The organism is Sphaerisporangium perillae, from assembly GCF_023276435.1.
GTDB classification, from domain to species: Bacteria; Actinomycetota; Actinomycetes; order Streptosporangiales; family Streptosporangiaceae; genus Sphaerisporangium; species Sphaerisporangium perillae.
Window position 1 is genome coordinate 1 of sequence record NZ_JALLPO010000077.1, and the last position, 23615, is coordinate 23615.

General features: G+C 69.0%; 21 protein-coding genes and 2 pseudogenes. 11 read left to right on the forward strand and 12 right to left on the reverse strand.

Annotation, left to right across the window (positions count from 1 at the left end):
- Nucleotides 1–112 precede the first annotated feature (112 nt).
- Complete coding sequence (locus MYF83_RS40935; RefSeq protein WP_248966209.1) at nucleotides 113–721, reverse strand: helix-turn-helix domain-containing protein; 609 nt, start codon at nucleotides 719–721, stop codon at nucleotides 113–115.
- Nucleotides 722–975: 254 nt separating this feature from the next.
- Between MYF83_RS40935 and MYF83_RS40940 the strand changes: the two genes are divergently transcribed.
- A complete protein-coding gene (locus tag MYF83_RS40940; protein WP_248966210.1) occupies nucleotides 976–1656 on the forward strand; it encodes a GntR family transcriptional regulator in 681 nt (226 codons plus the stop codon).
- A gap of 65 nt (nucleotides 1657–1721) precedes the next feature.
- Nucleotides 1722–3689 (forward strand): 1-deoxy-D-xylulose-5-phosphate synthase, encoded by a 1968-nt coding sequence (dxs, locus tag MYF83_RS40945; protein ID WP_248966211.1) that lies wholly within the window; start codon nucleotides 1722–1724, stop codon nucleotides 3687–3689.
- Nucleotides 3690–3836: 147 nt separating this feature from the next.
- On the opposite strand, the gene MYF83_RS40950 is transcribed toward dxs, so the two are convergent.
- On the reverse strand, nucleotides 3837–4925 hold the full coding sequence (locus MYF83_RS40950) for a helix-turn-helix transcriptional regulator (protein ID WP_248966212.1): 1089 nt from the start codon (nucleotides 4923–4925) through the stop codon (nucleotides 3837–3839).
- 62 nt (nucleotides 4926–4987) lie between these two features.
- Between MYF83_RS40950 and MYF83_RS40955 the strand changes: the two genes are divergently transcribed.
- The 3 genes from MYF83_RS40955 (at nucleotide 4988) to MYF83_RS40965 (ending at nucleotide 8333) form a co-directional block, all read left to right on the forward strand.
- Nucleotides 4988–5605 (forward strand): DinB family protein, encoded by a 618-nt coding sequence (locus MYF83_RS40955; protein WP_248966213.1) that lies wholly within the window; start codon nucleotides 4988–4990, stop codon nucleotides 5603–5605.
- A gap of 127 nt (nucleotides 5606–5732) precedes the next feature.
- Nucleotides 5733–5864, forward strand: coding sequence for a hypothetical protein (locus MYF83_RS43495; RefSeq protein WP_279340754.1), 132 nt, complete (start codon nucleotides 5733–5735; stop codon nucleotides 5862–5864).
- Between the two features lie 387 nt (nucleotides 5865–6251).
- Entirely contained in the window at nucleotides 6252–8333 is a 2082-nt protein-coding gene (locus tag MYF83_RS40965) for a SpoIIE family protein phosphatase (protein WP_248966214.1), read from the forward strand.
- A 96-nt stretch (nucleotides 8334–8429) separates the two neighbouring features.
- Here the strand turns inward: MYF83_RS40965 and MYF83_RS40970 are convergent, their stop codons facing one another.
- Complete coding sequence (locus MYF83_RS40970; protein WP_248966215.1) at nucleotides 8430–8762, reverse strand: hypothetical protein; 333 nt, start codon at nucleotides 8760–8762, stop codon at nucleotides 8430–8432.
- A 414-nt stretch (nucleotides 8763–9176) separates the two neighbouring features.
- On the reverse strand, nucleotides 9177–10097 hold the full coding sequence (locus tag MYF83_RS40975) for a GlxA family transcriptional regulator (protein WP_308201580.1): 921 nt from the start codon (nucleotides 10095–10097) through the stop codon (nucleotides 9177–9179).
- A 123-nt stretch (nucleotides 10098–10220) separates the two neighbouring features.
- Between MYF83_RS40975 and MYF83_RS40980 the strand changes: the two genes are divergently transcribed.
- A complete protein-coding gene (locus MYF83_RS40980) occupies nucleotides 10221–11426 on the forward strand; it encodes an MFS transporter (protein ID WP_248966217.1) in 1206 nt (401 codons plus the stop codon).
- Nucleotides 11427–11540: 114 nt separating this feature from the next.
- Here MYF83_RS40980 and MYF83_RS40985 read toward each other — a convergent pair whose 3' ends face one another.
- The 3 genes from MYF83_RS40985 to MYF83_RS40995 all read right to left on the reverse strand — a co-directional run bounded on the left by MYF83_RS40985 (nucleotide 11541) and on the right by MYF83_RS40995 (nucleotide 13512).
- Nucleotides 11541–12386 (reverse strand): glycosyltransferase, encoded by an 846-nt coding sequence (locus MYF83_RS40985; protein WP_248966218.1) that lies wholly within the window; start codon nucleotides 12384–12386, stop codon nucleotides 11541–11543.
- Nucleotides 12387–12585: 199 nt separating this feature from the next.
- Complete coding sequence (locus MYF83_RS40990; protein ID WP_248966219.1) at nucleotides 12586–12999, reverse strand: nuclear transport factor 2 family protein; 414 nt, start codon at nucleotides 12997–12999, stop codon at nucleotides 12586–12588.
- Between the two features lie 72 nt (nucleotides 13000–13071).
- Entirely contained in the window at nucleotides 13072–13512 is a 441-nt protein-coding gene (locus MYF83_RS40995; RefSeq protein ID WP_248966220.1) for a MarR family winged helix-turn-helix transcriptional regulator, read from the reverse strand.
- Nucleotides 13513–13621: 109 nt separating this feature from the next.
- Between MYF83_RS40995 and MYF83_RS41000 the strand changes: the two genes are divergently transcribed.
- Nucleotides 13622–14125: a MarR family winged helix-turn-helix transcriptional regulator gene (locus MYF83_RS41000; protein WP_248966221.1), complete on the forward strand. Its 504-nt coding sequence runs from the start codon at nucleotides 13622–13624 to the stop codon at nucleotides 14123–14125.
- 487 nt (nucleotides 14126–14612) lie between these two features.
- Here the strand turns inward: MYF83_RS41000 and helR are convergent, their stop codons facing one another.
- From helR to MYF83_RS41020, 4 genes are all read right to left on the reverse strand, one after another.
- A complete protein-coding gene (gene helR / locus MYF83_RS41005) occupies nucleotides 14613–16760 on the reverse strand; it encodes an RNA polymerase recycling motor ATPase HelR (protein WP_248966222.1) in 2148 nt (715 codons plus the stop codon).
- Between the two features lie 185 nt (nucleotides 16761–16945).
- Nucleotides 16946–18187, reverse strand: coding sequence for a glycosyltransferase (locus tag MYF83_RS41010; RefSeq protein ID WP_248966223.1), 1242 nt, complete (start codon nucleotides 18185–18187; stop codon nucleotides 16946–16948).
- A gap of 554 nt (nucleotides 18188–18741) precedes the next feature.
- Nucleotides 18742–19953, reverse strand: coding sequence for an RNA polymerase sigma factor (locus MYF83_RS41015; protein ID WP_248966224.1), 1212 nt, complete (start codon nucleotides 19951–19953; stop codon nucleotides 18742–18744).
- Nucleotides 19950–20321 (reverse strand): YciI family protein, encoded by a 372-nt coding sequence (locus tag MYF83_RS41020; RefSeq protein WP_248966225.1) that lies wholly within the window; start codon nucleotides 20319–20321, stop codon nucleotides 19950–19952. The genes MYF83_RS41015 and MYF83_RS41020 overlap by 4 nt, the downstream gene beginning before the upstream one ends.
- A gap of 295 nt (nucleotides 20322–20616) precedes the next feature.
- On the opposite strand from MYF83_RS41020, the pseudogene MYF83_RS41025 reads away from it, so the two are divergent.
- A pseudogene (locus tag MYF83_RS41025) lies at nucleotides 20617–21063 on the forward strand (MFS transporter); the annotation flags it as partial.
- Between the two features lie 310 nt (nucleotides 21064–21373).
- Complete coding sequence (locus tag MYF83_RS41030) at nucleotides 21374–22219, forward strand: plasmid pRiA4b ORF-3 family protein (RefSeq protein WP_248966226.1); 846 nt, start codon at nucleotides 21374–21376, stop codon at nucleotides 22217–22219.
- Between the two features lie 23 nt (nucleotides 22220–22242).
- Here the strand turns inward: MYF83_RS41030 and MYF83_RS44710 are convergent.
- Nucleotides 22243–22515 (reverse strand): annotated as a pseudogene (locus MYF83_RS44710) (recombinase family protein); the annotation flags it as partial.
- Nucleotides 22516–22727: 212 nt separating this feature from the next.
- On the opposite strand from MYF83_RS44710, the gene MYF83_RS41035 reads away from it, so the two are divergent.
- Entirely contained in the window at nucleotides 22728–23099 is a 372-nt protein-coding gene (locus MYF83_RS41035; RefSeq protein WP_248966227.1) for a P-loop NTPase family protein, read from the forward strand.
- A 10-nt stretch (nucleotides 23100–23109) separates the two neighbouring features.
- The gene (locus MYF83_RS41040; protein ID WP_248966228.1) at nucleotides 23110–23547 is read left to right on the forward strand and encodes a MarR family winged helix-turn-helix transcriptional regulator; all 438 of its coding nucleotides are present in this window, start codon (nucleotides 23110–23112) and stop codon (nucleotides 23545–23547) included.
- Nucleotides 23548–23615: the final 68 nt, after the last annotated feature.

The window sequence follows — 23615 nt, forward strand, 5'->3', positions numbered from 1 at the left end:
TGACACCGGACATACTCCATCCGCAGCCGATGTAGGGGCGAGCTACGGCCGCGCACCGCATGATCCTGGACACAACGGCCCAGATCACGAACCGTTGCCTGCGTGTCGCGAGTTAGCCAGCAAGGTCATCGTCGGGCGCAAGCCGTACGGCAAGCTCAAGATCGGAGATCAGTTCTGCGAGTACTGGGGCAAGCTCGGTGTAGCGGCTGCCGTGGACCATGTCCCAGACCGGGGCCTTGCGCTCGTGCAGCTCGGTGATGCGCTCGTGAGTGACGGCGGGCCTGTCGGTGCCGATGACGACCCGGGCCGCTGGGTGGCCGGTCAGTGCGAGCCTGAGCGTGTCGAACGCCTCGGGCCGTTCCTCGGTCGCCGTGGGTTCGTCCTCGGCGGTTCCACGGATCTTCGCGACCGAGACACTGAGGACGTCGGCGAGCTTCTGGAGGACCGAGAGCCGGTCAACCGGGCGTACTCCACGTTCGACCTGAGACACCCAGCTCTCGGACCGGCCCACGAGGCCGGCGTTGACATCAAGACGGTTGCCGAATATCTCGGCCACGGTGATGCCGGGTTCACGTTGCGTGTCTACAGCCACCTCATGCCGAACGCGGCAGACCGTGCGCGGCGAGCGATGAACGCGTTCTTCGAGGGGCTGTGAAACTGTGCCTTGTGCCCTCTGTGTGCCCTGACGAGAGTCGAATAGGGCGTTGACGCTGGTAAACACGTCGCGTGTCTAGTCCTGCCTGGACTGACGCGGCTCAGCTGTAGTCGCGGAAGCCGCGGCCGGTCTTGCGGCCGTGGTGGCCGGCGGTGACGAGCGGGAGCTGTCGTTGGAGGTGCACCGGTGGACGGGATTCCTGGATGCTTGCGTGCATCTGGCCGACGTCTCCACCCGCATGTACGACCTGCTGCGATACGTAGCGAGCCAGCGGTGGCGGCCTATGAGGCGTGACGGGTAATCGATGATATTTTACTCCCATGGCTTTCACGGGTGCTTCGCTGCGGCGGATGAGTCTGCGTGATCAGGCGCTGTCGGTGCTAAGAGAGGCGCTGGTCACGGGTGAGCTGGTGCCGGGCGAGGTGTATTCGGCGGCGTCGTTGGCGACGGAGTTCGGGGTGTCCACGAGTCCGGTGCGCGAGGCGATGCTCGCACTGGTCGATGAGGGTCTGCTGGAGGCGCTGCCCAATCGAGGATTCCGTGTCGTGTCATTCACCGAGCGGGACTTCGCCGAGATCTTCGAGCTGCGCATGATGCTTGAGGTTCCTGGGGTGGGCCGGGCAGCCGAGTTGGGCTTGGGGGATCGTGCGGAGCGGCTGTCGCGGCTCGTCGATGTCATCGAGAGGACGGCCGAGGAGCACGATTTGGCCGGCAACCTTCAGGCCGATCGCGACTTTCACATCCTGCTGCTGGAGGCGACCGGGAACCGGCGACTGGTCGACTCGGTGGTGTGTCTGCGTGACCAGACGCGCCTGTACAACCTGCGCAGCCTCACCGCGGACGGCGACTTGGCCGACTCCGCAGCGGAACATCGTCCGTTGCTGGAGGCGGTCCTGCGGGGCGACCGTGCGCTCGCCGAAGAGCTGATGCGCCGGCACCTGTCGCATATCCCGGGGGACTGGTCGTCGGGCGGCGAGCCAAAGCGCGGCCCGGCCGCTTGAGGGCTCGTCGCGGGCCGTTCACCAATCGCATGCAAGAAGACTTCGCGAAGGAGCAGTGGTTGTCCATGAGCGTTCTGTCGTCGATCAGCGGTCCGGCAGATCTCAACGCGTTCAGCACGGCAGAGCTGGACCGGCTTGCCGCCGAGATCCGTGAGTTCTTGATCGACGCGGTGTCCCGTACGGGTGGCCACCTGGGGCCGAACCTCGGCGTCGTGGAGCTGACCATCGCCCTGCACCGGGTGTACGACTCTCCCACCGACCGCATCATCTTCGACGTCGGTCACCAGGCGTACGTGCACAAACTGCTAACCGGGCGGCAGGACTTCTCGCGGTTGCGGCAGGAAGGCGGGCTTTCCGGCTACCCGAGCCGGGCTGAGTCCCCACACGATCTCGTGGAGAACCAGCACGCCTCGGCCGCCCTCAGCTGGGCGTACGGGCTGGCCAAGGCCTACCGTCTCACCGGTCAGCGCGACCGTCACGTTGTTGCCGTGGTCGGGGACGGCGCCCTGACCGGCGGGATGGCATGGGAGGCGCTGAACAACATCGCCGCCGACCCGTCGCTGCCGCTGGTGATCGTCGTCAACGACAACGGGCGTTCTTATTCACCGACGATCGGCGGCCTGGCCACCCACCTGGCGGCACTGCGCACCACCGACGGCTACGAACGGTTCCTACGGCGCACCCGGGACATCCTCGACCGCACCCCTATGATCGGGCGTCCCTTGTATGACGCTCTGCGTGGCGCCAAGAAGGGGCTCAAAGACTTCGTCGCACCGCAGGGGATGTTCGAAGACCTGGGCCTTAAGTATGTCGGCCCAATCGACGGTCACGACCGGTCGGCGGTGGAGCAGGCACTGCACCTGGCCAAACGGTTCTCCGGCCCAGTGATCGTGCACTGCATTACGGAAAAGGGGCGCGGATATCCGCTGGCCGAGCAGGCCGACGAGCGGTTCCACCAGGTCAAGGTGATCGACCCGGACACCGGGGTGCCGCTGCGCGTGGCAGGAGAGGACTGGACCTCGGTGTTCGCCGGGGAACTGGTGCGGATCGGTGCCGAACGACCAGACGTGGTGGCGATCACAGCAGCGATGCTGCGCTCGACCGGGCTGGAACCCTTCGCCCAGCGCTACCCCGACAGGGTCTTTGACGTGGGCATCGCCGAGCAACACGCCGCCACCTCCGCAGCAGGACTCGCCACGGGCGGGCTGCATCCGGTCGTCGCCGTATACGCCACATTCATGAACCGTTGTTTCGATCAGTTGCTGATGGATGTGGCGCTGCACCGGTGCGGGGTGACGTTCGTCCTGGACCGGGCGGGGACCACCGGCGACGACGGCGCCTCTCACAACGGCGTATGGGACATGGCCATCCTCCAAGTCGTGCCGAGGCTGCGGATCGCGGCACCCCGGGACGGCGAACGCTTGCGGGAACAGTTGCGCGAGGCGCTGGCGGTAGACGACGCGCCCACACTGGTTCGCTTTCCGAAGGGAACCGTCGGTGCGCCGATCCCTGCCGTCGGGCGGATCGGCGGCATGGACGTGCTCCGGGGAACTACCGCGATAGCCACGGTTCCCACGGCGAACGCCGTAGGAGTCGATTGCGATAGCACGGGCACCGAACCGGCGGTAGATGTCCTGATCGTGTCCGTCGGCGCGTTGGCTCCACTGTGCCTGCAGGTCGCCGATCGCCTGGCTGGTCACGGCATCACCGTGACGGTGGTCGACCCGCGCTGGGTCAAGCCGGTCGATGACATGCTGCCTGGCCTCGCCGCCCGGCACCGCATGGTGCTGACGGTGGAAGATGGAGTACGGGCTGGCGGCGTCGGCTCCGCCGTCGCACAGGCCCTACGCGACGCAGGGGTTGACGTGCCGATGCGTGACTTCGGAGTACCAGTGGCGTTCCTTGACCACGCCAGCCGCGATCGCGTGCTCGCCCGCGTTGGCCTGACAGCAGCGGACATCGCTCGCCAGGTCGAGGAAACGTTCGTCCGACTCTCGCGACTACCGCAGGACGCCTCGTCGACTCTCCTCTGAGTCCGCTCAGCAGGCCACCAGGATCAGCGCATCGGCATCCTCGGCGGCACATCCGGACTCGGAGCTCCAAGTACTCGAGCGCCACCTCACCACTCACCGTGATCGTTCTCAGCGATAACGGCTGTTCCCAGACTGCTCAGCCCCTCTCTAGCCCCGCCACAACTGAAGCGGGGGCTGCTGTGCCCATCCACCCGAACCGTGGTCGGCGTGCGCTTGGCTCATTGGATCGGCGGGCGGCGTGGCGGGTGCGCCGGTTGCGGCGTCGGTGTAGCGGCGGGCCAGGTGCGCGAAGGCGTCCTTGAGCTCGGCCGGGCCGACGACCTCGATGTCGGCGTCGAACCTGCCGATGGTGGCGGCCAGGCCAGGCCATGACCACGAGCCCAGGACGAGCCGGCAGCGGTTCGGGCCGAGTTCCTCGACGACTCCGTCGCGGGTGTAGCGGGACACGGTGGCGGCGGGTAGGTCGAGGATCACCTCGCCGCGGCAGGGCCAGTTGCCAGAGCCGTCGGAGCCCCGGAACCTGCTGGCCACGAAGGCGGCCACCTCACCTCCGGGCAGCTCGCGCGGGGTGAAGCGGGGCCCTGTAGGGGGGCGCGGGGTGATCCGATCGGCACGGAAGGTGCGCCAGTCCTCCCGGTCGAGGTCCCAGGCGACGAGGTACCAGCACCCGCCCCAGGTGACGAGGTGATGGGGCTGCACCCGGCGCGGCAGGTTCTGCACGCCGTGGTCGTCTGCCCCTGGTGGGGACGCGGGGGTGTGGTCGAAGCGCAGCACCTCGCGGGCGTGGACGGCGACGCTGAGTGCCATGAGCACGCTGCTGTCGACCTGTGGGTCCGGCCGGATCGCGGGCCGCTCGACGGCGGTGACCTGGAGGGTGTCGATCCGGTGGCGCAGCCGTGCGGGCATGACCTGCCGGACGGTGTTCAGCGCCCGGGCCGCGGCTTCCTCGATGCCGGCACCAGTGGTGGTGGCGATCTGGAGTGCGATGGCCAGAGCGACGGCCTGCTCGTCGTCGAACAGCAACGGGGGCAGCTCCGTGCCGGCCTCGAGCCGGTACCCACCGTCGGGCCCCTTGAAGGCCACTATGGGATAGCCGAGCTCGCGCAGGCGGTCGACATCACGGCGCACGGTGCGCGGGCTGATGTCCAGCCGCTCGGCCAGCAGCGCCCCCGGCCAGTCCCGGCGCGTCTGGAGCAGCGAGAGCAACGCCAGCAGTCGCGCTGAAGTCTTCGGCATGTTCCCCATATTGCCCTGAGAAGCGGCCACTCCCTGGCCGCTTCTCCTGCGACTGTTGTCGCGTGCCAGTCAACGACAACAACCCGAAGGGCCCGAACGCCGTGACCGCCACCACCACGCCCCCCTCAAACCTCGACGCCGAGCGGGGCGACCTGCTCGCCGCGCTCGCGACCGCGCGATCCGCCCTGACCAACACCATCCGCGGGCTCAGCGACGAGCAACTTGGCGAGCGCCCGACGGTCAGCGCGCTGTGCCTGGGCGGGCTGATCAAGCACGTCGCGTCCATCGAGGAAGGGTGGATGCGCTTCGTGGTCCAGGGCCCGTCGGCGATGCGCTACGACCTGCCCGACGGTGTCACCTGGGCCGACCTCGCGGCCGGTACCGCACGCGAGGTCCCGCAGTGGGCGATCGACCACCAGAACGACTTCCGGATGCTGCCCGGCGAGACGCTGGCCGGGATCCTCGCGCGTTACGAGCAGGTCGCCGCCCGCAGCGAGGAGATCGTCGCCGCCGTCCCCGACCTGTGGGCGACGCACCCGACGCCGGAGGCACCCTGGAACGAGCCGGGAGCGGTGCGCAGCGTGCGCCGGGTGCTGATGCACGTCATCGCCGAGACCGCCCAGCACGCCGGGCACGCCGACATCCTGCGCGAGACGCTCGACGGGCAGAAATCAACCTGAGCGGTGACGGGCCCCGCCGGATCGGGCATCGTCCTGACCGGTGTTACCCATCGGACCCAGTGGATCCAGGGGCCGAGATTCACCACCCACTCGGGTCCTGCATGAAATCGAAGGGAACGGCGTCACCGTGAAGACGCGCGAGCTGGGGCGGACCGGCATCCGGGTCAGCCCCTACCGCCTGGGCATCATGATGTCCGGCCGGGTGGCGAACACCGACCAGGACGACTGCGTCCGGATCATCCTCCGGGCACTGGACTGAGGGATCAACTTCGTCGACACCGCCGGCCATCACAGGAACGCCGCCCTCGTCCCGGTGGCGCAGCTGCCGCCGCGCGGGCTGTGGCGCACGAGGGCGGGAGTGCGCAACGTCCTGCTCTCCTCCTGGCTGGGGCGCGAGATCGACCCGCCGGCCCCCAAGGGCTCCGATCCGATCGACGTAGTCGCCCGCACCTAGTACCCGTGTTCCTGCAACTTATTAATCAGAATCTAGCAATCGGTGCCCCTCGCTCTGGGTGGGGATACCTACAGTTGACGTATGGCTGGCCCTTGGGGCGCAACACCGATGTCATCGCAGGGTGGAGCGGGGTAGACCGTGCGGGGCCATGCCGACTGGGCAACCCGACGGTATGCGTCTGGGCTGGACCAGGTGCTGGCTCAGGCCGTCCGTGACACCGGAGCGCACATCGGCGCGATCTACCTGCTGGCGGAGGCCACGCAGGTTCTGCTCATGGACACGGAAATCGGGCTGCCTGCCCAAATCGTCAAGCCGTGGACCAGGGTCAGGATGAACGTCAGCGCTCCGGTGGCCGCTGCCGTTCGCCAGCGCCACCTGATATGGGTGCCCAGTCATCAGGAGCTGGCCTCCCGCTTTCCCAGGACGGCACTCAGTTTGCCGTACCCGTTCGCCACCGCTGCCGCTCCTGTTCAAACCGGCTCCCGCGTATGGGGCTCTTTGGTGCTGCTGTGGCCGGTGTCGCACCCGTCCGAACTCGCTCCCTCTGAGCTGGAGGTCATCGATCTCGCCTGTCATAAGCTGGGCACCCTGCTGCAGCAGGCGGCCGACAGCGGACACCCGCTGAGATCCACCGGCGAGCCGCGCGTCCTTGCTCCGGCGCAGACCCAGGAGCCGGATCCGCAATATGCCTTGGCCGCGGCCGACTATCTCAACCGGCTCCACGAAGGCTGTGTCGCGCTGAATCTGGAGGGCCGCATCACCTTCGCCAGCGCCACGGCAGCCGACGTTTTCGGCAAGAACGTGGCCGAATTGCTGGGAAAGTCGCTGTGGGAGGTGGCGCCCTGGCTGCAGGATCCGGTATTCGATGATCGATGCCGGGCTGCGGTGGTCAGCCAGCAGACCACCTGCTGCACGGCTCGAGGTCCTGATGGCCGCAAATTTGAGTTTTGCCTTTATCCGGATCCGTCCGGCATCAGCCTGCGAATCACGCCTGTCGTGGCGGGCCATCCGACACAGCAGCACACGCACGAGCCTGGCTTGGGCTCCGATGGGCTGCCACGAGCAGACGTCTTCTACAACTTTCTCCACATGGCGGCGGCTCTGACTCGGGCGCTCAACGTGCGAGAGGTCATCGATGTGGTCGCCGACCATGTCATGCCCGTGTTCAAGGTCCAGGCCATGGCGATCTGGATATCCGAGGGCGGCAAGATGAGGGTCATCGGCTCTCAGGGCTACGATCCCGACGTCCTCGATCTGTTCGATGGCCTGCCCCTGACCTCGCCCACCCCCGCCGAGCACGTCCTGCGAACCGGCGAGCCCGCGTTCTTCGCCAACTGGAGCGAGCTGCGCCAGATGTATCCGTATGCCGTGCGGTATGACCAGATGGCCGCCTGGGCGTACCTGCCGCTGGCAGTCTCTGACGACATTGTCGGCGCCTGCGTGCTCGCCTTCGGCCAGCCCCATCCGTTCACCGCCGAGGAGCGTGCCACCCTCACCGCTCTGGCCGGGTTGATGGGTCAGGCCCTTGACCGCGTTCTTCTCTATGACACCAAGGACCGGCTCGCCCACAGCCTTCAGGCCACGCTGCTCCCTCGCAGCCTGCCCGAGATCCCTGGCCTGAAGGTGGCCGCCCGCTACGTGCCCGCCACCCGCGGTGTAGGGATCGGCGGCGACTTCTATGACCTGATCCGCTTGACCGACACCTCGGCCGCGGCGGTCATCGGAGATGTCCAGGGGCACAACATGACGGCCGCCGCGCTCATGGGCCAAGTGCGTACCGCCATCCATGCCCATGCGGTCGCCGGCGTCAGCCCTGGCGACGTGCTCAGGCACACCAACAGGCTTCTCATCGACCTGGACACCGATCTGTTCACCAGTTGCCTGCTCATCCATTTCGACCTGCAACTACGCACCCTGTGCGCGGCGAACGCGGGACACCCTCTGCCGCTGATGCGCCCGCCGAAGATGCCCGCCGAGGTCATCGATGTCCCGGCCGGTCTTGTCCTGGGCATCGACCCTGATGCTGATTACCCCACCGTCCAAGCGCCGTTTCCACCGGGCGCCGTCGTCGTCCTCTACACCGACGGCCTCGTCGAAACCCCCGGCACCGACCTGGACAACGCCATCGGCGATCTCGCCGACCACCTGACCCGCGCCACGTACGAAAACCTCGACCAGCTCAGTGGCACGCTTCTCGACTACGCCCCGCACACCAAGCACCGCGCCGACGACATCGCGCTACTCCTTCTGGAACACCGCGCGAACCCAGGCTGACGGCCAAAGACTCAGCCCCGGTGGCGTGCGTCAACCCCTGGCGCGCTCGGCCCCCCCTTTGAAACCTCGCCTCCGCGCCGTCATCGTCTGACCGGCTCACCTTTTCGTCGGCAGCTCAATTCGGCGTCCGAGCCCGAACTCTGCCGCCTCATCGTCGGTGATCATGGCGAAGGCGCCTGTGGGGACTCCGTCGAGAGCCGCCGCGCGGGATGCGGCGGTCAGAAGGGCATTTTCGTCGGCCCCGGAGAGGAAGAAGACGTAAACGTCTCCGAACTCCTCTCCATCGTCGAAGACCTCGACCTCACCTTGCTCCTCCAGCCTGAACAAGAACTCCTCGATCTCGTCAATCCAGGGGAACTGGTAGTCGGTCTCGGCGAGGCCCGGCGCTTCACGCAGCGGGACATGGATCTCGACAACGGTGGTGCCCATGCTCTCATCGTGCCTGAAGATCAACAAGGTCGTCGAGGATGCCGTGCCAGGTGCGGCGGGACGATCTCCGGATGCGTCAGGCCCGCGGCTGCGCTTCATGGTCGACGGCTACCTGGTGCACGGCCCCGCTCTGGAAGGTCCTGCTGACTCCAGTTCGTGCGCCTCGTCGCCCGAGTGTCCAGATCCTGAGGACGCCGCCGAGCGGTGCGGGAGCACCTCGAACATCGACGAGGGGCCGGAGCTGATGCACGATTCGGACCTCCGGACGGCTGAACACCTCGGCCGCCGGGTCGCCGAGCAGGCCCGCCGCCTTTGCCAGGACCCGGCGCTCCGCACAGGGCAGCGCTGGAGCGGTCGGAAGCCGGAGAGGGTCTCGTCCATTGGTCGTGATCGCGGCGGAACCGTCCGGGACCTTCAGCGGAAGGAGCGGCGGTAGGCGGCCGGGGTGGTGCGCAGGGCGGTGTGGAAGCGGCGGCGGAGGTTGACCGCCGAGGAGAGGCCGACGCGGGTGGCGATGGTCTCGACGGGCAGGTCGGTCTCCTCCAGCAGGGCGCGGGTGGCGGCCAGGCGGCGTTCCAGCAGCCAGCGGGCGGGTGGGACGCCGAGCTGGTCGGCGAACTGGCGGGTGAGGGTGCGGGGGGAGACGCCCGAGTAGGCGGCCATGTCCTCGACGGTGATCTGGTCGGGCAGGCGCGAGAGGAGCCATTCGAGCAGGGGGGCCAGGGAGTCTGGCATGGGGCCGGTGGTGGGGAGGGGAGGGTACTGGCGCTGGCAGCCCTCGCGGTGCGGACCGGCGGCGAGCTGGCGGCCGATGCGCATGGCGTGGGCCGCGCCGTACTCCTGGAGGACCTGGTGAAGGCAGAGGTCGAGGGTGGCGGCCGAGGCTCCGGCGGTGGCGACGTCGCCGTGATCGACGTAGATGACGGTGTCGTCGGGTATGACGCGGGGGTGGCGGGCGGCGAGTTCGCCGGAGAGTTCCCAGTGGACGGAGGCGCGGCGGCCGTCCAGGAGGCCCAGGGCGGCGGGGATGAAGATTCCCGCGCAGACGGCGACGATGCGGGCGCCTCGGGCGTGGGCTTGGGACACCGCGTGGAGTACGGCGGGCGAGGGGGTGAGGGTCCAGCCCGCGATGACCACGGTGTCGGCGTTGTCGAGGGCTTCGAGGCCGCTGTCCACCTGGATGGGGACGCCGAGGGTGGTGGGGAGGGAGCCGGGGTGTTCGGCGCACAGGCTGAAGCTGTAGTGCTGGGGGATGTCGGGGCCGTGGTAGCCGAAGACGGCTGAGGCGGAGGTGACCGGGTAGACCTCCTGGTTCGGGGCGACCAAGGCGACCACGCGATGCGGGCTGGGGGGCGTTGGGGGCGTTTCCGGGCAATCCAGGGGCATGGCGCAAATGTACCCAATGATGTCATTTGGGACACCGGTGCTCTGATCTGGAAAAATCCAGAATTGGGGCTCATGTGGACCAGGAGCTTCACCCTCTACTTCGGGGCCCGCACGATCTCGCTGCTCGGTGACGCGATGATGCCCGTCGCCTCGGCGCTGGCGATCGGGAAAGTGTATGGGATCGCGGGCGTCGGCTACGTGCTCGCGCTCTGGACCGCGTCGGCTGTGCTGGTCATGTTGTTCGGCGGGGTTGTCGCCGACCGGATCGGCGCCCGGCGCTTGATGATCGGCGCGGACGTGGTCAGGGTCGTCACCCAGGGGGTCGTGGCTGTCGCCTTCCTGGATGGTGCTCCGCCGTACGCCCTGTTGCTGGTGATGGCGTTCTTGTCGGGCACGGCCGCCGGGATGTTCGAACCGGGCGTCAACGGCATGGTCCCCCTGGTCGCCAAAGATCCGCAGCGGGCCAACGCGACGCTGAAGATCGCCGAGGCGGTCACCAATCTGGTGGGTCCCGCACTGGCTGGAGTCCTCATCGTCGTCGCCGGGCCGGTCTTCGTCTACACGGTGGACGCCGCGACGTTCCTGGTCAGCGGGGTGTGCCTGCTGCTGGTCCGGGTCCCCGTACCCAGGCCGGAGCCCTCCAACGTGCTGAGCGACCTGCGCAGGGGCTGGGAGGAGTTCAAGGCCAGGAGTTGGATGTGGTCGGTCATCCTGGTCTGGGTGTTCTGGGGCGTTCTGGTGGTCGGGCCGTACGTGCCGCTGTCGTCGCAGGTCATCGGGGCCAACTATGGCTGGGTGATGGCGGCGCTCGGCCTCGGCACTGTGCTGGGCGGGCTGGTGGCGATCAGGCTCAGGCCGCGCAGGCCGCTGGCGGCCGGGGCGATGGCGCTGAGCGGGTACGTGGCGGTGCCCCTGACGGTCGCGCTCGGGCTGCCGCTGCCGCTGCTGATGGCCGGGCACCTGCTCGGGGGGTGCGCGTTGGCGTTCTGGTCGGTGATGTGGTCGACCAGCGTTCAGACGCAGGTCGCGCCGGACGTGGTGAACCGGGTCAACGCCTACCAGGTGGCCGGGTCGGTCGCGGGCATGGCTGTCGGGCAGGCGCTGGCCGGTCCGGTCACCGCGCTGGTCGAACCGCACGCCTTCATGCGGGGGTCGGCCCTGGTGACGGTCGGCGTGGTGGCGGCGCTGCTGTTGATCAAGCCGGTCAGGCGGCTGGGCCGGGAACCTCAGGAGGCCGGAGGCCAGTCGATCTCGGTCTCGGCCAGCTTGTTGACGTAGTTGATCACCGTACGCCGCTGAACGTAGGCGGCGAACAACGGCGTAAGAAACGGGCCGCGGGCTGAGGTGGTTGCTGGTCGCCCGCCGGTCCCCGGCTCGACGATTCCGTGTAGTTCACGCGGGCGCGGGCGGCCTTTCCCGGCCAACTGCGTCGAGTAGCAGTTTCGCGGCCACCGTCGCCCCGTCGGTGCGGATCGTGCCGGCCACGGCCCTCGCTCGTGTTCGGGTCTCGGGCGTCAGGGCCGTTCTGAGCGCGGCGGACAGGGAGTCGAAGGTCGGCGTCGGGCCGTCGTGAGCCGAGCCGATGCCCAGCTCGGCTACCCGGGCGGCCCAGCGCGGCTGGTCCGCGATCTGGGGGACGACCACCCGGGGCGCGCCGGCCCGGGCCGCCGTCGTCGTCGTGCCCGCGCCGCCGTGGTGCACCACGGCGGCCACCTGGCGGAACAGTGCCTGCTGGTTGACCTCGCCGAAGACGAAGCAATCGTCGACGTCGTCGATCGGGGCCAGGTCGGCCCAGCCGCGGGCGAGGAGTACGCGGCGGCCGTGCGCGCGGCTCGCTTCGATGGCCACCTGGGCGATGTCCTTCGGGGCGTGCGCGGCCATGCTGCCGAAGCCCACGTACACCGGTGGTGCGCCCGCGTCCAGGAACGCCTCCAGCTCTTGCGGGAGCGGGCGGTCGTCGGGCAGGATCCACGCCCCGGTCTGCACCAAGTCGAGGTCCGTCATGCCCTGCGACGGCCACAGCGTGGCGTCTGCCGCCAGCCACGGCTGGTCGGTGAAGACGTAGTCGCGGACGTTGTCCACCGGCGGCAAGCCGATCGCCGGCCGGTGGCTGTTGAGCGCCTCGCCGTACAACGCGTTCACGCGCTGGGCGTCCTGTTCCCACAGCACCCGGTTCAGCACTTCCTGCTGGACCTCCTGGACCCGGACGGCCCTGAAACCGTCGAGGTTCTCGGGCACCAGACGCGACCCCGACGCCGACGACGAAGATGGCTGGATGTGCCGGGTGGGTCTCCCGGCGAAGTGTTGGAGGCGCTGTTGGTGAACGCCGCATCTGTGCGGTGCGCCTTGGCATGCGCGCCAGACGCCGACCACTTCGCTTCGCTCACCGGCATCACCGCCCGGCCCGTCGTGAACGTGGACCTTGACCTTCGAGAGGTCAGTTCTCGCGGGTCCAGGCGGGCGTGATCCGCTGTTCGCGGAATCGCCAGCCCGCCGGCGTCCGTACCACGGTGCCGGCCAGTCGCAGGCCGCCTGTGAAGTGGGGTGCTTGGCCGTCGCGGTAGTAGTACACCAGCGAGTTCGCCGAGGCGGCCGCCTGGTCGCCGTCGATGTCCACCAGCAGGTCGGTGGTCGTGTGCTGGGTGTGCTCCCCCTCGACCTCGCTCTGTCGCATGAAGCCGACGACCTTGTCGATGCCGCGGAGTTCGCCTGCGCGCGGGGAGTACACCGCCACATCGTCGGTGAAGACGGTGCCGGCGTCCTCCCACCGCTGCTCGTCGAGCAGGCGTGCGAAGCGGGTGAACAGGTCGGTGATCTCGATGCGGTCGGCGATCAGCGTATCTGTGGACATGGCATCCTCTTTCATTCTGGAGGGCGGCGATGTTGTCTTTGTGCCAGGTGGCGAGTTTCGAGGAAGAAGGGTTCAGGGGCCGACCAGCACCGCGTTGGCCCTGTCCAGGACGATGCCCAGGACGCGGCCCGCGGCGGCCAGGTCCTCGGCCGGCAGGTCGCCCCACAGTCCCTGGGTGATCGGGCCGATCGCGGTGCGGACCTGCGTCCAGCGCGCCTGCCCTTCGTCGGTGACCTGGACGCGGCCGTCGCCGCCGTCGCGCAGGAACCCTGCGGCGGTCAGCTCGGTGATGCGTTCGGCCACCGACGCCTGGCTGAACCGTGTGGCACCGCCGACCCGGCGGATGAGCTCGGCCCGGTCGATGGCCCCGCCACTGACCACGGTCAGCGTGAGGGTCACCCACTGGGGCTCGGTGATGCCGGTCCCGGCGAGCTGCCGGTCCAGGATCGCGTTGAGCGCCTTCTCGGTCTGGCCGATGAGCGCGGTACCGAAGTCCTGGGCTGTGGTCGTCACGATGATCTCCAAATCCGTTTCTAGAACTAACGTTTACTTCCCTAATGTTCCTGGCACGAACGAACTTACATCGTTAGTCCGACCAACGCAACCGGGTAGAATCGGCGTCATGACCAGCAGAGCCGAAGCCGCGGACATGCCCGACGACGGCGAGATCAAGACGCCGGACAGACTGCGCCGACGGGCCAGTCGCCTGCTGTCACATATGTCCGCGCAGTCGGACCGGCTGATGACCGAGGGGCTGGCCCAGGCCGACGCCCGCAAGTGGCACTACGCCGTGCTCGCCTCGTTGCAGGAGTACGGCCCGGGCAGCCAGGCGACGCTGAGCCGACGCGCCGGCATCTACCGCAGCGACATGGTCGGCGTCCTCAACGAACTGGCGGAGCGCGGCCTCGTCGAGCGGGCACCGGATCCCGGCGACCGCCGCCGCAACGTCATCACGATCACCGCCCAGGGCCGCCGGCACCTGCGCCGCCTCGACAAGGTCCTGGACGACCTCCACGAAGAGCTGCTCGCCCCGCTGCTCCCCGCCGAACGCGACCAGTTGGTGCAACTGCTCACCCGCCTACTGGACCACCACACGCAGCAGGCACCCCAGCCGCCGGTCCCCTGACCCCGGCAGCACGCGGTGGGCGGCGAGCGCCCGGTTCGCGCAGGCCCGGCGTGTGCTCACGCGTGGGGCTCGGCGTCGAAGACCGCCTTCCCGGCCGCGCGTCGGCCGCCTCGGCGAAGCGCTCCCAGGAGCCCCGCCGGCCGATCTCGGGCACCAGGGCGCCGTCGGCCGTGAGCCGTACCAGTTCGGCCAGGTCGTCGGCGGCCCCGAACTCGTTGACGTAGGACGTGAGGGTCTGCGCACCACCACCGGGCCGCTGACCGGGGACCGGGTCAGCTGGAAAAGGCCGAGCGTGACCGGCCGGCCGGCCGGTGGGAACGTGGATGTCGAGGCGGACCTCGCGCGAGTCGAAAGCCATGTCCCGATCGTTGACCTTGACACAGGCGTCAAGGTCAAGCCCGCCTCGGTGAGGGCCGGTAGCCGGTGCCCGGTCCGGGGGAGGGTGAAGGGCGAACTCGGCCGGGAGTGGGCGTTCGCCCGGCCGACGTCAGGAGCTCGTGAGGATGACGAGTTGCTGGGTCGCTCGGGTCATGGCGACATAGCGGTCGACCGCTCCTTCGATGCCTTCCCCGAACGCCTCTGGGTCGATGAGGACGACCAGGTCGAACTCGAGCCCCTTCGACAGCTCCGGAGTCAGCGACCGGACGCGGGGCGTCGCCCGGAACGTGGGATCGCCGATGACGCAGGCGATCCCGCCGGCATGCGCGGCGAGCCAGGTGTCGAGGATCGAGCCCAGATCCGAAGCAGATCCGTGTACGACGGGGACGTCGCTGCCGCGGATGGAGGTCGGCACGTTGGCGTCCGGGAGCACGGCCCGGATGACCGGCTCGGCTTCCGCCATGACCTCTTCCGGCGTCCGGTAGTTGACGCTCAGGGAGGCCAGGTTGATCCGGTCGAGCCCGATCCGCTCGAGCCGTTCCTGCCACGACTCCGTGAACCCGTGCCTGGCCTGGGCACGATCCCCGACGATGGTGAAGCTCCGGGACGGGCACCGGAGCAGCAACATCTGCCACTCTGCGTCGGTCAGTTCCTGAGCCTCGTCCACGACGATGTGCGCGAACGGGCCAGCGAGCAGGTCCGGTTCGGTGCTGAGCGATGCGGTCTCGTCGACCAGGGCGTCCCGTATGTCCTGTCCGCGCAGCATCGTCACCACACCTTCACCGTCGTCATCGGCCTCGAGCAGGGCATCGACGACCTTGGCCATGCGCTCGCGTTCGGCGGCGACAGCGGCGTTATGCCGACGCTTACGTCGTGACGCCTCCGGGTCGCCGAGCCGCTGCCGTGCTGCGTCCAGGAGCGGCAGGTCGGACACCGTCCAGGCCTGGGCGTCCGCGCGCTGCAGCTTCCGAACGTCATCGGGGCTGAGCCAGGGAGCGCACAACCGCAGGTAGGCGGGTACCGACCACAGGTCTCCGACGAGGTCGGCCGCTTCGAGCAGCGGCCACGCGCGGTTGAAGGTCGTGAGCAGCTCCCTGTTCCGCAGCAGCGACTTGCGGAGCAGATCAGCCGAGGCCTCGCCGTCGAGCTTGTCCACCAGGATCGTGAGCAGCTCCTCCCAGATCTGGTCGCGCGCCTCGTTGTGCGGAGTACCGGGTTCTGGTGCTTCGAACGCCTCGGCCCAATCGTCGGCGCTCAGCCAGATGTCGGACCAGTGGGTCGTGACCGTCATCCCCTTGGTGGGCGGGTTCTCGTAGAACCTGACGGCCGGCTCGATCGCCTTCACCAGGTTCGCGGACGACTTCAGGAGGGCCACGTCCGGGTCGGCCTCGGTCGCTGCTGCGGCTCCCTCGGCGACGAGGTCCCGCAGGGTGCAGGTCTGCACGCCCTCCTCTCCGAGGCTGGGGAGGACGTCGGCGACGTAGGCCAGGTAGGGCTGGTGCGGACCGACGAACAGCACGCCGCCCCGGCGGTGACCGAGGCGAGGGTCGGAGTAGAGGAGGTAGGCGGAGCGGTGCAGAGCGACGACGGTCTTCCCCGTACCCGGACCGCCGTCGACGACGAGAGCGCCGCGGGATCCCGCGCGGATGATGGCGTCCTGGTCGGCCTGGATGGTGCCGAGCACGTCTCGCATCCGGGCCGACCGGTTGCCGCCCAGGCTGGCGATGAAGGCGGACTGGTCGTCGAGCGCGGCGTGCCCGGCAAACCCGTCCGAGGTGAACACCTCGTCCCAGTAGTCGCTGATCCGGCCGCGGGTCCAGCGATACCTGCGGCGGCTTGCCAGACCCATCGGGTTGGCGTGGGTCGCTCCGAAGAACGGCTCAGCCGCGGGGGAGCGCCAGTCGAGCAGCAGCCGGCGACCCGCGCTGTCCGTAAGGCCAAGTCGTCCGACGTACACGGGCTCGGGGTTGTCTGCGCTGACCATGTGTCCGAGGCACAGGTCCAAACCGAAGCGACGCAGGGCGCGCAGGCGAGCGGTCAGCCGGTGGATCTCCATGTCCCGGTCCATCGCCTGCCGGCCTTTGCCGCCGGGCGCCTTGCGCTCGGCATCGAGGCGGTCGGACAGCTCGGCGATCGACTGCTCGAGGCTCTCCGCGATGGCCGCGAAGTGCTGCTCATCGCCGGCGATCAGCGTCGGGTCGGCCTTGGGGGAGAGGTGGTCGGGAAGGTCAAACGCGCTGGTAGTCAGCGGGTTCACTTCATCAGCTCCGATCTGAGGGCGCTTGCAACCATTGCGCGCGGCAAGGCGTCTGGACCGGCGTGCCTGGTGGCCATGACGGGCAACACTCTGCCTGACGTGGACCCCGTGGCCGTTGTCGGTTCAGGTCGCCAGTGTTTGCAGGTTCTCGTGTTCTGGGTCCTGGCTCGACGCTCCCGCGTGGTTCACGCGGACACGGGCGGCCTTTCTCGGCTGACCGCGTCGAGCAGCAGCGTCGCGGCCACCGTCGCCCCGTCGGTGCGGATCGTGCCGGCCATGGCCCTCGCTCGTGCGCGGGTCTCGGGGGTCAGGGCCGCCTTGAGCGCGGCCGACAAGGACTCGAAGGTCGGAGCCGGACCGTCGTGTGCCGCGCCGATGCCCAGCTCGGCCACCCGGCCGGCCCAGTATGGCTGGTCCGCCGCCTGGGGTACCACCACCTGAGGCGCGCCGGCCCGGGCGGCCGTCGTCGTCGTGCCCGCGCCGCCGTGGTGCACGACGGCGGCCACCCGTCCGAACAGTGCCTGCTGGTTGACCTCGCCGACGACGGAGCAGTCGTCCCGGTCGTCGATCAGAGCCAGGTCGGCCCAGCCGCGGGCGACGAGCGCGCGGCGGCCCTGCGCTCGGATCGCCTCGATCGCCACCTGGGCGACGTCCTTTGAGGCACGCATGGGCATGCTGCCGAAGCCCACGTACACCGGTGGTGCGCCGGCGTCCAGGAACGCCACCAACTCGGCCGGGAGTGGGCGAAGGTCGGGCAGGATCCACGCGCCGGTCTGTACGACGTCGAGGTCCGTCGTCTCCTGCCACGGGTCCAGGGTCGGGTCCGTCGCCAGCCACGGCTGGTCGCCGATGACGTAGTCGCGAACGTTGTCCACCGGGGGCAGGCCGATCGACGCCCGGTTGGTGTTGAGCGCCTCACCGAACAGCGCATTGATGCTCTGGGCGTCCAGGTCCCACAGCACCCGGTTGTCGGTCACGTCCGGCGGGAACGGCCGGCCCGGATACGCCAGCGGCGGGCGGTGCGGCGACGGCAGGGTGAGCTGCTGGAAGGTCGCGTGCACGTAGCGGATGCCCAGTTTCTCGGCCATCGACCGCGCGCCGGCCGCGGCCGGCATCATGCCGGTCGCCACCAGCGCGTCACATCCCTCGGCCGCCGCGGTGACCGCGTCGAACTGGCCGGCGATCAACTCGGCCGCGCGCCGGGGCAGGTCCGCCGACGACGGCGGCGGCGCCGTAGTCGTCAGCGCGCGCGCCGACTGGCCGAAGGGCACCATCGGCACGCCGACACCGGCCAGCCGCTCCGCGAACTCCTCGTCCGGCGGCGCGCACACCCGCACCTCCGCGCCGAGTGCCCGCAACCGCACCGCGAGTGCCAGCACCGGTTCGACGTCCCCGCGCGACCCATACGTCGACAACAACACACGCACTTCGCATCCCCAATTTCCGCAGGTTGTGGCCTCGGCCGACGATTCTGCGGCACGACCCGGGTCTTGCCGCAAGCCCCCCGGTGCGCTATACGTTGAGAGTGGAAAGGAGCGGGTACCGTCCTTTTCCTTTTCGTCCGCTGTAGACGGAGTCCTCCTGGGCCGACGGTACCGCCCGCACGTACGGCTCGTCGTCCTCGTTGTCGGCCGGGTCGGCGGCGTCTTTCTCCCGAAGCTGTCCCCGGCCTCAAGGTGGATCGATCGCCGCAGTTCATGGGGCGTATACGCCGTCCGTCCGCCGACCAGGTTCCGGTCCGGGCACAGCAGGATAAGACCGGCACGGTGCATGGCGGCGGCGGCGCCGCCGACCGTCCGATCGGCGACCTGCACACCGGGAACGGCGGTGCAGGTCAGGAGCCGGTTCCGGCGGTCGCGGCGAAGTCCTGGCGGTGCGGCTTTCCTTGGTGTCCAGATCGAAGTTCTCGGCCGGCGACCTCACCGTCACGCCACGGTCGCGCAGTTCGTAACAGGCCCTGGTGGAGGGATTGGGGCAGGATCTATGTTCTCACCCGGCTGGCCCGGGACTCCAGGTAGCGTTGCTCGGCGATGCCGCCGGTGGACTTCGCGGCGCGCCGGTAGTGCTCGTACGCCCCGGCCGTGTCGCCGGTCTTCTCCAGCAGATGCGCCCGTACGGACAGCAGCCGGTGATGCCCGGCCATCCGCTCGTCACCGTCCAATGTGGACAGCAGGGCCAGCCCGGCCAGCGGGCCCTCGGTCTCGGCGAGCGCGATCGCCCGGTTGAGGGTGACCATCGGGTTGGGCGCGATCCGTTCCAGGACCAGGTAAAGCGCGTGCACCTGCGGCCAGTCGGTCGCCGCGGCCGTGGCCGCGTCGGCGTGCGTGGCGGCGATGGCGGCCTGCAGTTGGTAAGGCCCCAGCGCCGGGCCGGCCAGCGACGCCTTGACCAGCTCGATGCCCTCGTCGATCAGCCCGCGGTCCCACTTCGTACGGTCCTGCTCGTCCAGCGGCACCAGATCGCCGGCCGCCGTCGTACGAGCCTCCCGGCGGGCGTCGGTCAGCAGCATCAGCGCGAGCAGCCCGGTCACCTCGCCGTCCTCGGGCAGCTGCGCGTGCACCATCCTGGCCAGCCGGATCGCCTCGTGCGCGAGGTCGGCGCGGTGTAACTCGCTGCCCGAGGAGGCGGTGTAGCCCTCGTTGAAGATGAGGTAGAGCACGTGCAGGACGACCCGTAGCCGCTCCTCGCGCTCCGCGCCGTCCGGCAGGCTGAACGAGCTGCCGGCGGCCTTGACGCGCTGCTTGGCCCGGCTGATCCTGGCCGCCATCGTGGCCTCCGGCACCAGGAACGCGCGGGCGATCTCGGCAGTGGTCAGGCCGCCGACCGCCCGCAGCGTCAGGGCGGTCTGGGAGGCCGCGGTCAGCGTCGGATGGCAGCACAGGAACAGCAGGACGAGCGTGTCGTCGGTGTCCGGTACGTCCTCGGGCACCACCTCTGTGGCCGTCGCCGACTCCCGCTCGCGGCGCGCGTGGTCACTGCGCATCTGGTCGATGAGCCGCCGGGACGCGACAGTCACCAGCCAGCCGCGCGGGTTGTCCGGCACTCCCTCGGCCGGCCACTGCACGGTGGCGGCGAGGACGGCCTCCTGTACGGCGTCCTCACACCCTTCGAACTGGCCGTGCCGACGTACTAACGCGCCGAGGACCTGCGGCGTGAGCTCACGCAGCAGGTCCTCGGTGGCTGGTGCTGTCATGCCTCCAATTGTCCGTCAGCGAACATCACCTGCCGCACCTCGACCCCCAGACCCTCGATCGCGGTGTCCGGGATCTGCGATGCCAGCTCGATCGCCCGCTCCTTGTTCTCGCAGTCGATCAGGTAGAAGCCGCCCAGATACTCCTTGGACTCCAGGAAAGGTCCGTCGGTCACCACCGGCTGGCCGTTGCGTACGGACACCACAGCGGCCTGTGACGGGTCGACCAGCGCCTGCGTGGTGATCAGCTCGCCGGACTTCTTCAGCGCCTCGATGAACTTGCCGTGGCCGTCGCCGATCGCCGCCTTCTCCTCGTCGGTCAGCGCGTCCAGCACGGCCGGGTTGATATGCATGCTGATCAGGAACTTCATCTCGTACTCCTCGTGGTCGCGAGCCCCGGCTGGGGGCCCTTCGACTGGTTGGTCGGAGCCGCCGCCGTCGTCTTGACATCCCCCGCCAGAACTCTCGCACGAGTTTTCGCCGTCGCATCGCCCGGACCGCGATGTCGTCATCTCTGGTGACGCCCCACCGTGGCAGACGCGAGAGATTTCCGTCCGTACCGATGTCAAGGAGCTCTCGGCCGCTCCGACCAACCGGCGAAACGTCGAGAGATCCGTCGATCGGCTCCGACCTTCCTGTGACGATCCACCCGAAGGAGTTTGCCTCATGAGCACAACGACGACCGAGACGGCGCCGGCGGTGGACCGTGCCGGGCGGCGAGCCTGGCTCGGCCTGGCCATGCTGGCGCTGCCCACCCTGCTGGTCGGTCTGGACATGAACGTCCTGTTCCTGGCGCTGCCGAGGCTGACGGCGGACCTACAGCCGAGCGGCACCGAGCAGTTGTGGATCACAGACAGCTACGGGTTCATGACGGCCGGGTTCGTGATCACGATGGGCACCCTGGGCGACCGGCTCGGCCGGCGAAGGCTGCTGCTGATCGGCGCGGCCGGGTTCGGCGCCGCGTCCGTGCTGGCCGCGTTCTCGACGGGCGCGACGATGCTGATCGCGGCGCGGCTGCTGCTCGGGCTGGCCGGCGCCGCCCTGATGCCGTCCACGCTGGCGCTGATCACCAGCATGTTCGCCGAGGGCCGGCAGCGCTTTCTCCTGCAGGGATGGACAGTCGACAGCGCCACGGCGGTGCGATGACCCTGCCACGACGTCTGCCCTTGGGCCCGGTCCAATATTGGATGGGGCCCAAGGGAACAGCCATCGGTCGTGCTCCATGCGAACAGCGAGGCACGGGCTGAGGACGCGGGGGTCGCGCTGCCGCAAGCCGAAGCGGCGCTGGTCGGCGATCTGTCGACGCTCGCGGCCATGCGCGACGTGGCGGACGATTCTTGCTGGCGGGTAGCCGGCGGATTGGTTTCGGGAAACCCCGGGATGCATCCTCCGATGCTGTGTCCCTCGGCGAGTGGGCGCTACCGTGACGCCCATCTTCCTCGCCAACCGCACGAAGGGCAGGGCCGTCGTGGGCAGTGTCCACCAGGTCACCCTGCGGGACGTTCACCCGCCGGTGTGGCGGCGCATCCATGTACCGTCGACGGCGAATCGCTGGAACCTGCACAACGTGATCCAGTTCGCGATGGGCTGGCAGAACTACCACCTGCACTTGTTCGCTCACGAGTGGGAGGAGTACGGCGACAACGCCCGTGACGAGACGGCGGTGACGCTGGCCGGCCTGCTTCCCCGGCCGGGCGGCCGGCTGGCCTACCGCTACGACTTCGGCGACTGCTGGGACCACGACATCGAGGTGGAGAAGATCCACCAGGCCGCCAAGAACAGCATCTACCCGCGATGCCCCGCTGGTGGCCGGGCCTGCCCTCCCGAAGACAGCGGCGGCCCCGAGGGCTTCGCCACTGGAAGTACGCCCAGGCGCGCGAGGTGTTCGGATCGGGCAAGTGGGACGGCGCCGCGTGGGACAAGGGCGGAGGTGAACGCCGAGCTCGCCGCGCTGGCCGAGCGGTGGGCGCAGCGCGACACCGACCAGGCCAGCAAGGCGGCGGCAGCACGGGACGGCTGCGCCTCTCGCCGTCCCCTAACCGGTCGTCTCGGCGAGCCGGAACACCAGCCTCACGGTATCGGCGCGGCGCCGGTCGGGGTGCAGCGCCAGGCGCATCTTGGGGCGGCCGCCGCCGAACCGGTTGGCGGCCGGAGGAGCATCCGGGTCCATGACGGCGATGTAGCCGTAGCAGGGCGGGCCGTGCCGATACCCGGCGGCAGTGTGCTGGCGCTGGCCCGCATGGACTGCTCCATCAGCTCGTGCCGGTAGATCTCGGCGCGGACCTGTGCGATGCGGCGCAACTCCAGCTGCCCGGTGGTCATTCCGCCGCGGGGTTCGTTGGCGCACTCCAGGGCCACGCCGCGGGAGGCCAGGTGGTTCTCGACTTGGAGGCTGGGCAGCATGTCGCGGGCGACGCGGCTGATGCGTTCGCACACCACCCGGTCGAGTTCACCGCGCTCGACCCACTCCAGTAGCTCGCGCAGCCCGCCGTCGCGGGGCACGGGCACGCCGAGCCGCGCGTAGTCGTCAGCGGAGCCCTGGCTGCGCTCGTCCAGGCCGAGCATGCCTCCCAGAAGTGGGGAGAAGGCCAGGTCGATCACAAACGGCGGCTGTTTCCCTACACCCTGTTCAAGTCGTTGCTTTCCTCCCACCGGGCGCTCGCCACGACAGTCATCACCCGGCTGCACACGATGAGCGAGCAAACCGGCTTGAAACCGGAGCGGGAGGCGCTAGGCCGGCTTGTGGGAGAGAAGGGCAGCCTCGATTTGCGGGACGAGTGGGAAGCGGTCCAGCGCTGGGCGAGAGGATCGCGCCGACCCTCAAACCGGAGTGGGACGCCTTGGCCCGCCTCGGGAAGCTCGCCGGCGCGATGACCGACGCCGACTCCGCCAAACTGGCCCGGTTGGTGACGCTTCTCAGGGAGATCGGAGTCGGCCCCCGCAGCTACCGCCGGGTGGTCGTCTTCTCCGAGCGGATCGCCACGCTGAAATGGCTCGCCGAGGTCGTGCCGCCCCTGCTCGGCTTCACCGACGGCAGCGCCGTCCGGCGGATGGACGGCACGTGCTCCGACATCGAGCAGACCCATGGTTATCACCCGAGGGTGAACCGGCCGAGGCAGGAACTTGCAGTAGCTAAGTTAGTATGTTAAATTACTGCGTATGGAACACGATCTAAGTCTCAACCTGCACGTGCTTACCGCCCGGCTAGACCGGGCGGCCGACCGGATCCTGCGGGCGGAGCACAACGTCTCCTACAGCCGTTTCGTGGCGCTGACCCTGGTGGGCGAGCTAGGGGCCTCGACGCAACGGACCCTTGCCGAATACCTCGGTGTGACCGAGCCGTCGGTAAGCCGCATGACCGCCGTCCTCGCCGCCGACGGGCTTCTCGACGTCCAGCCCGACCCGGCCGGCGGGCACCGCCGGCGGCTGAGCCTCACCGACGCAGGAAAGCAGCTGGTGGCCTCGGTCCGGCAAGGGTTCGAAGACCGGCTGGCCGCACTCATCGCACACAGCGGCGTGCCCTACGACGAGTACGCCGAGCACACCGCGCGGCTGCTGGCGACGTTCGACAAACTAGAGCAGGAGGCGGCCAAGTGAGCCAGAACATCCAGACCCCGCCGTTACACCAGCACACGGTCTCCTCGGCCGACGGTACGGCGATCAGC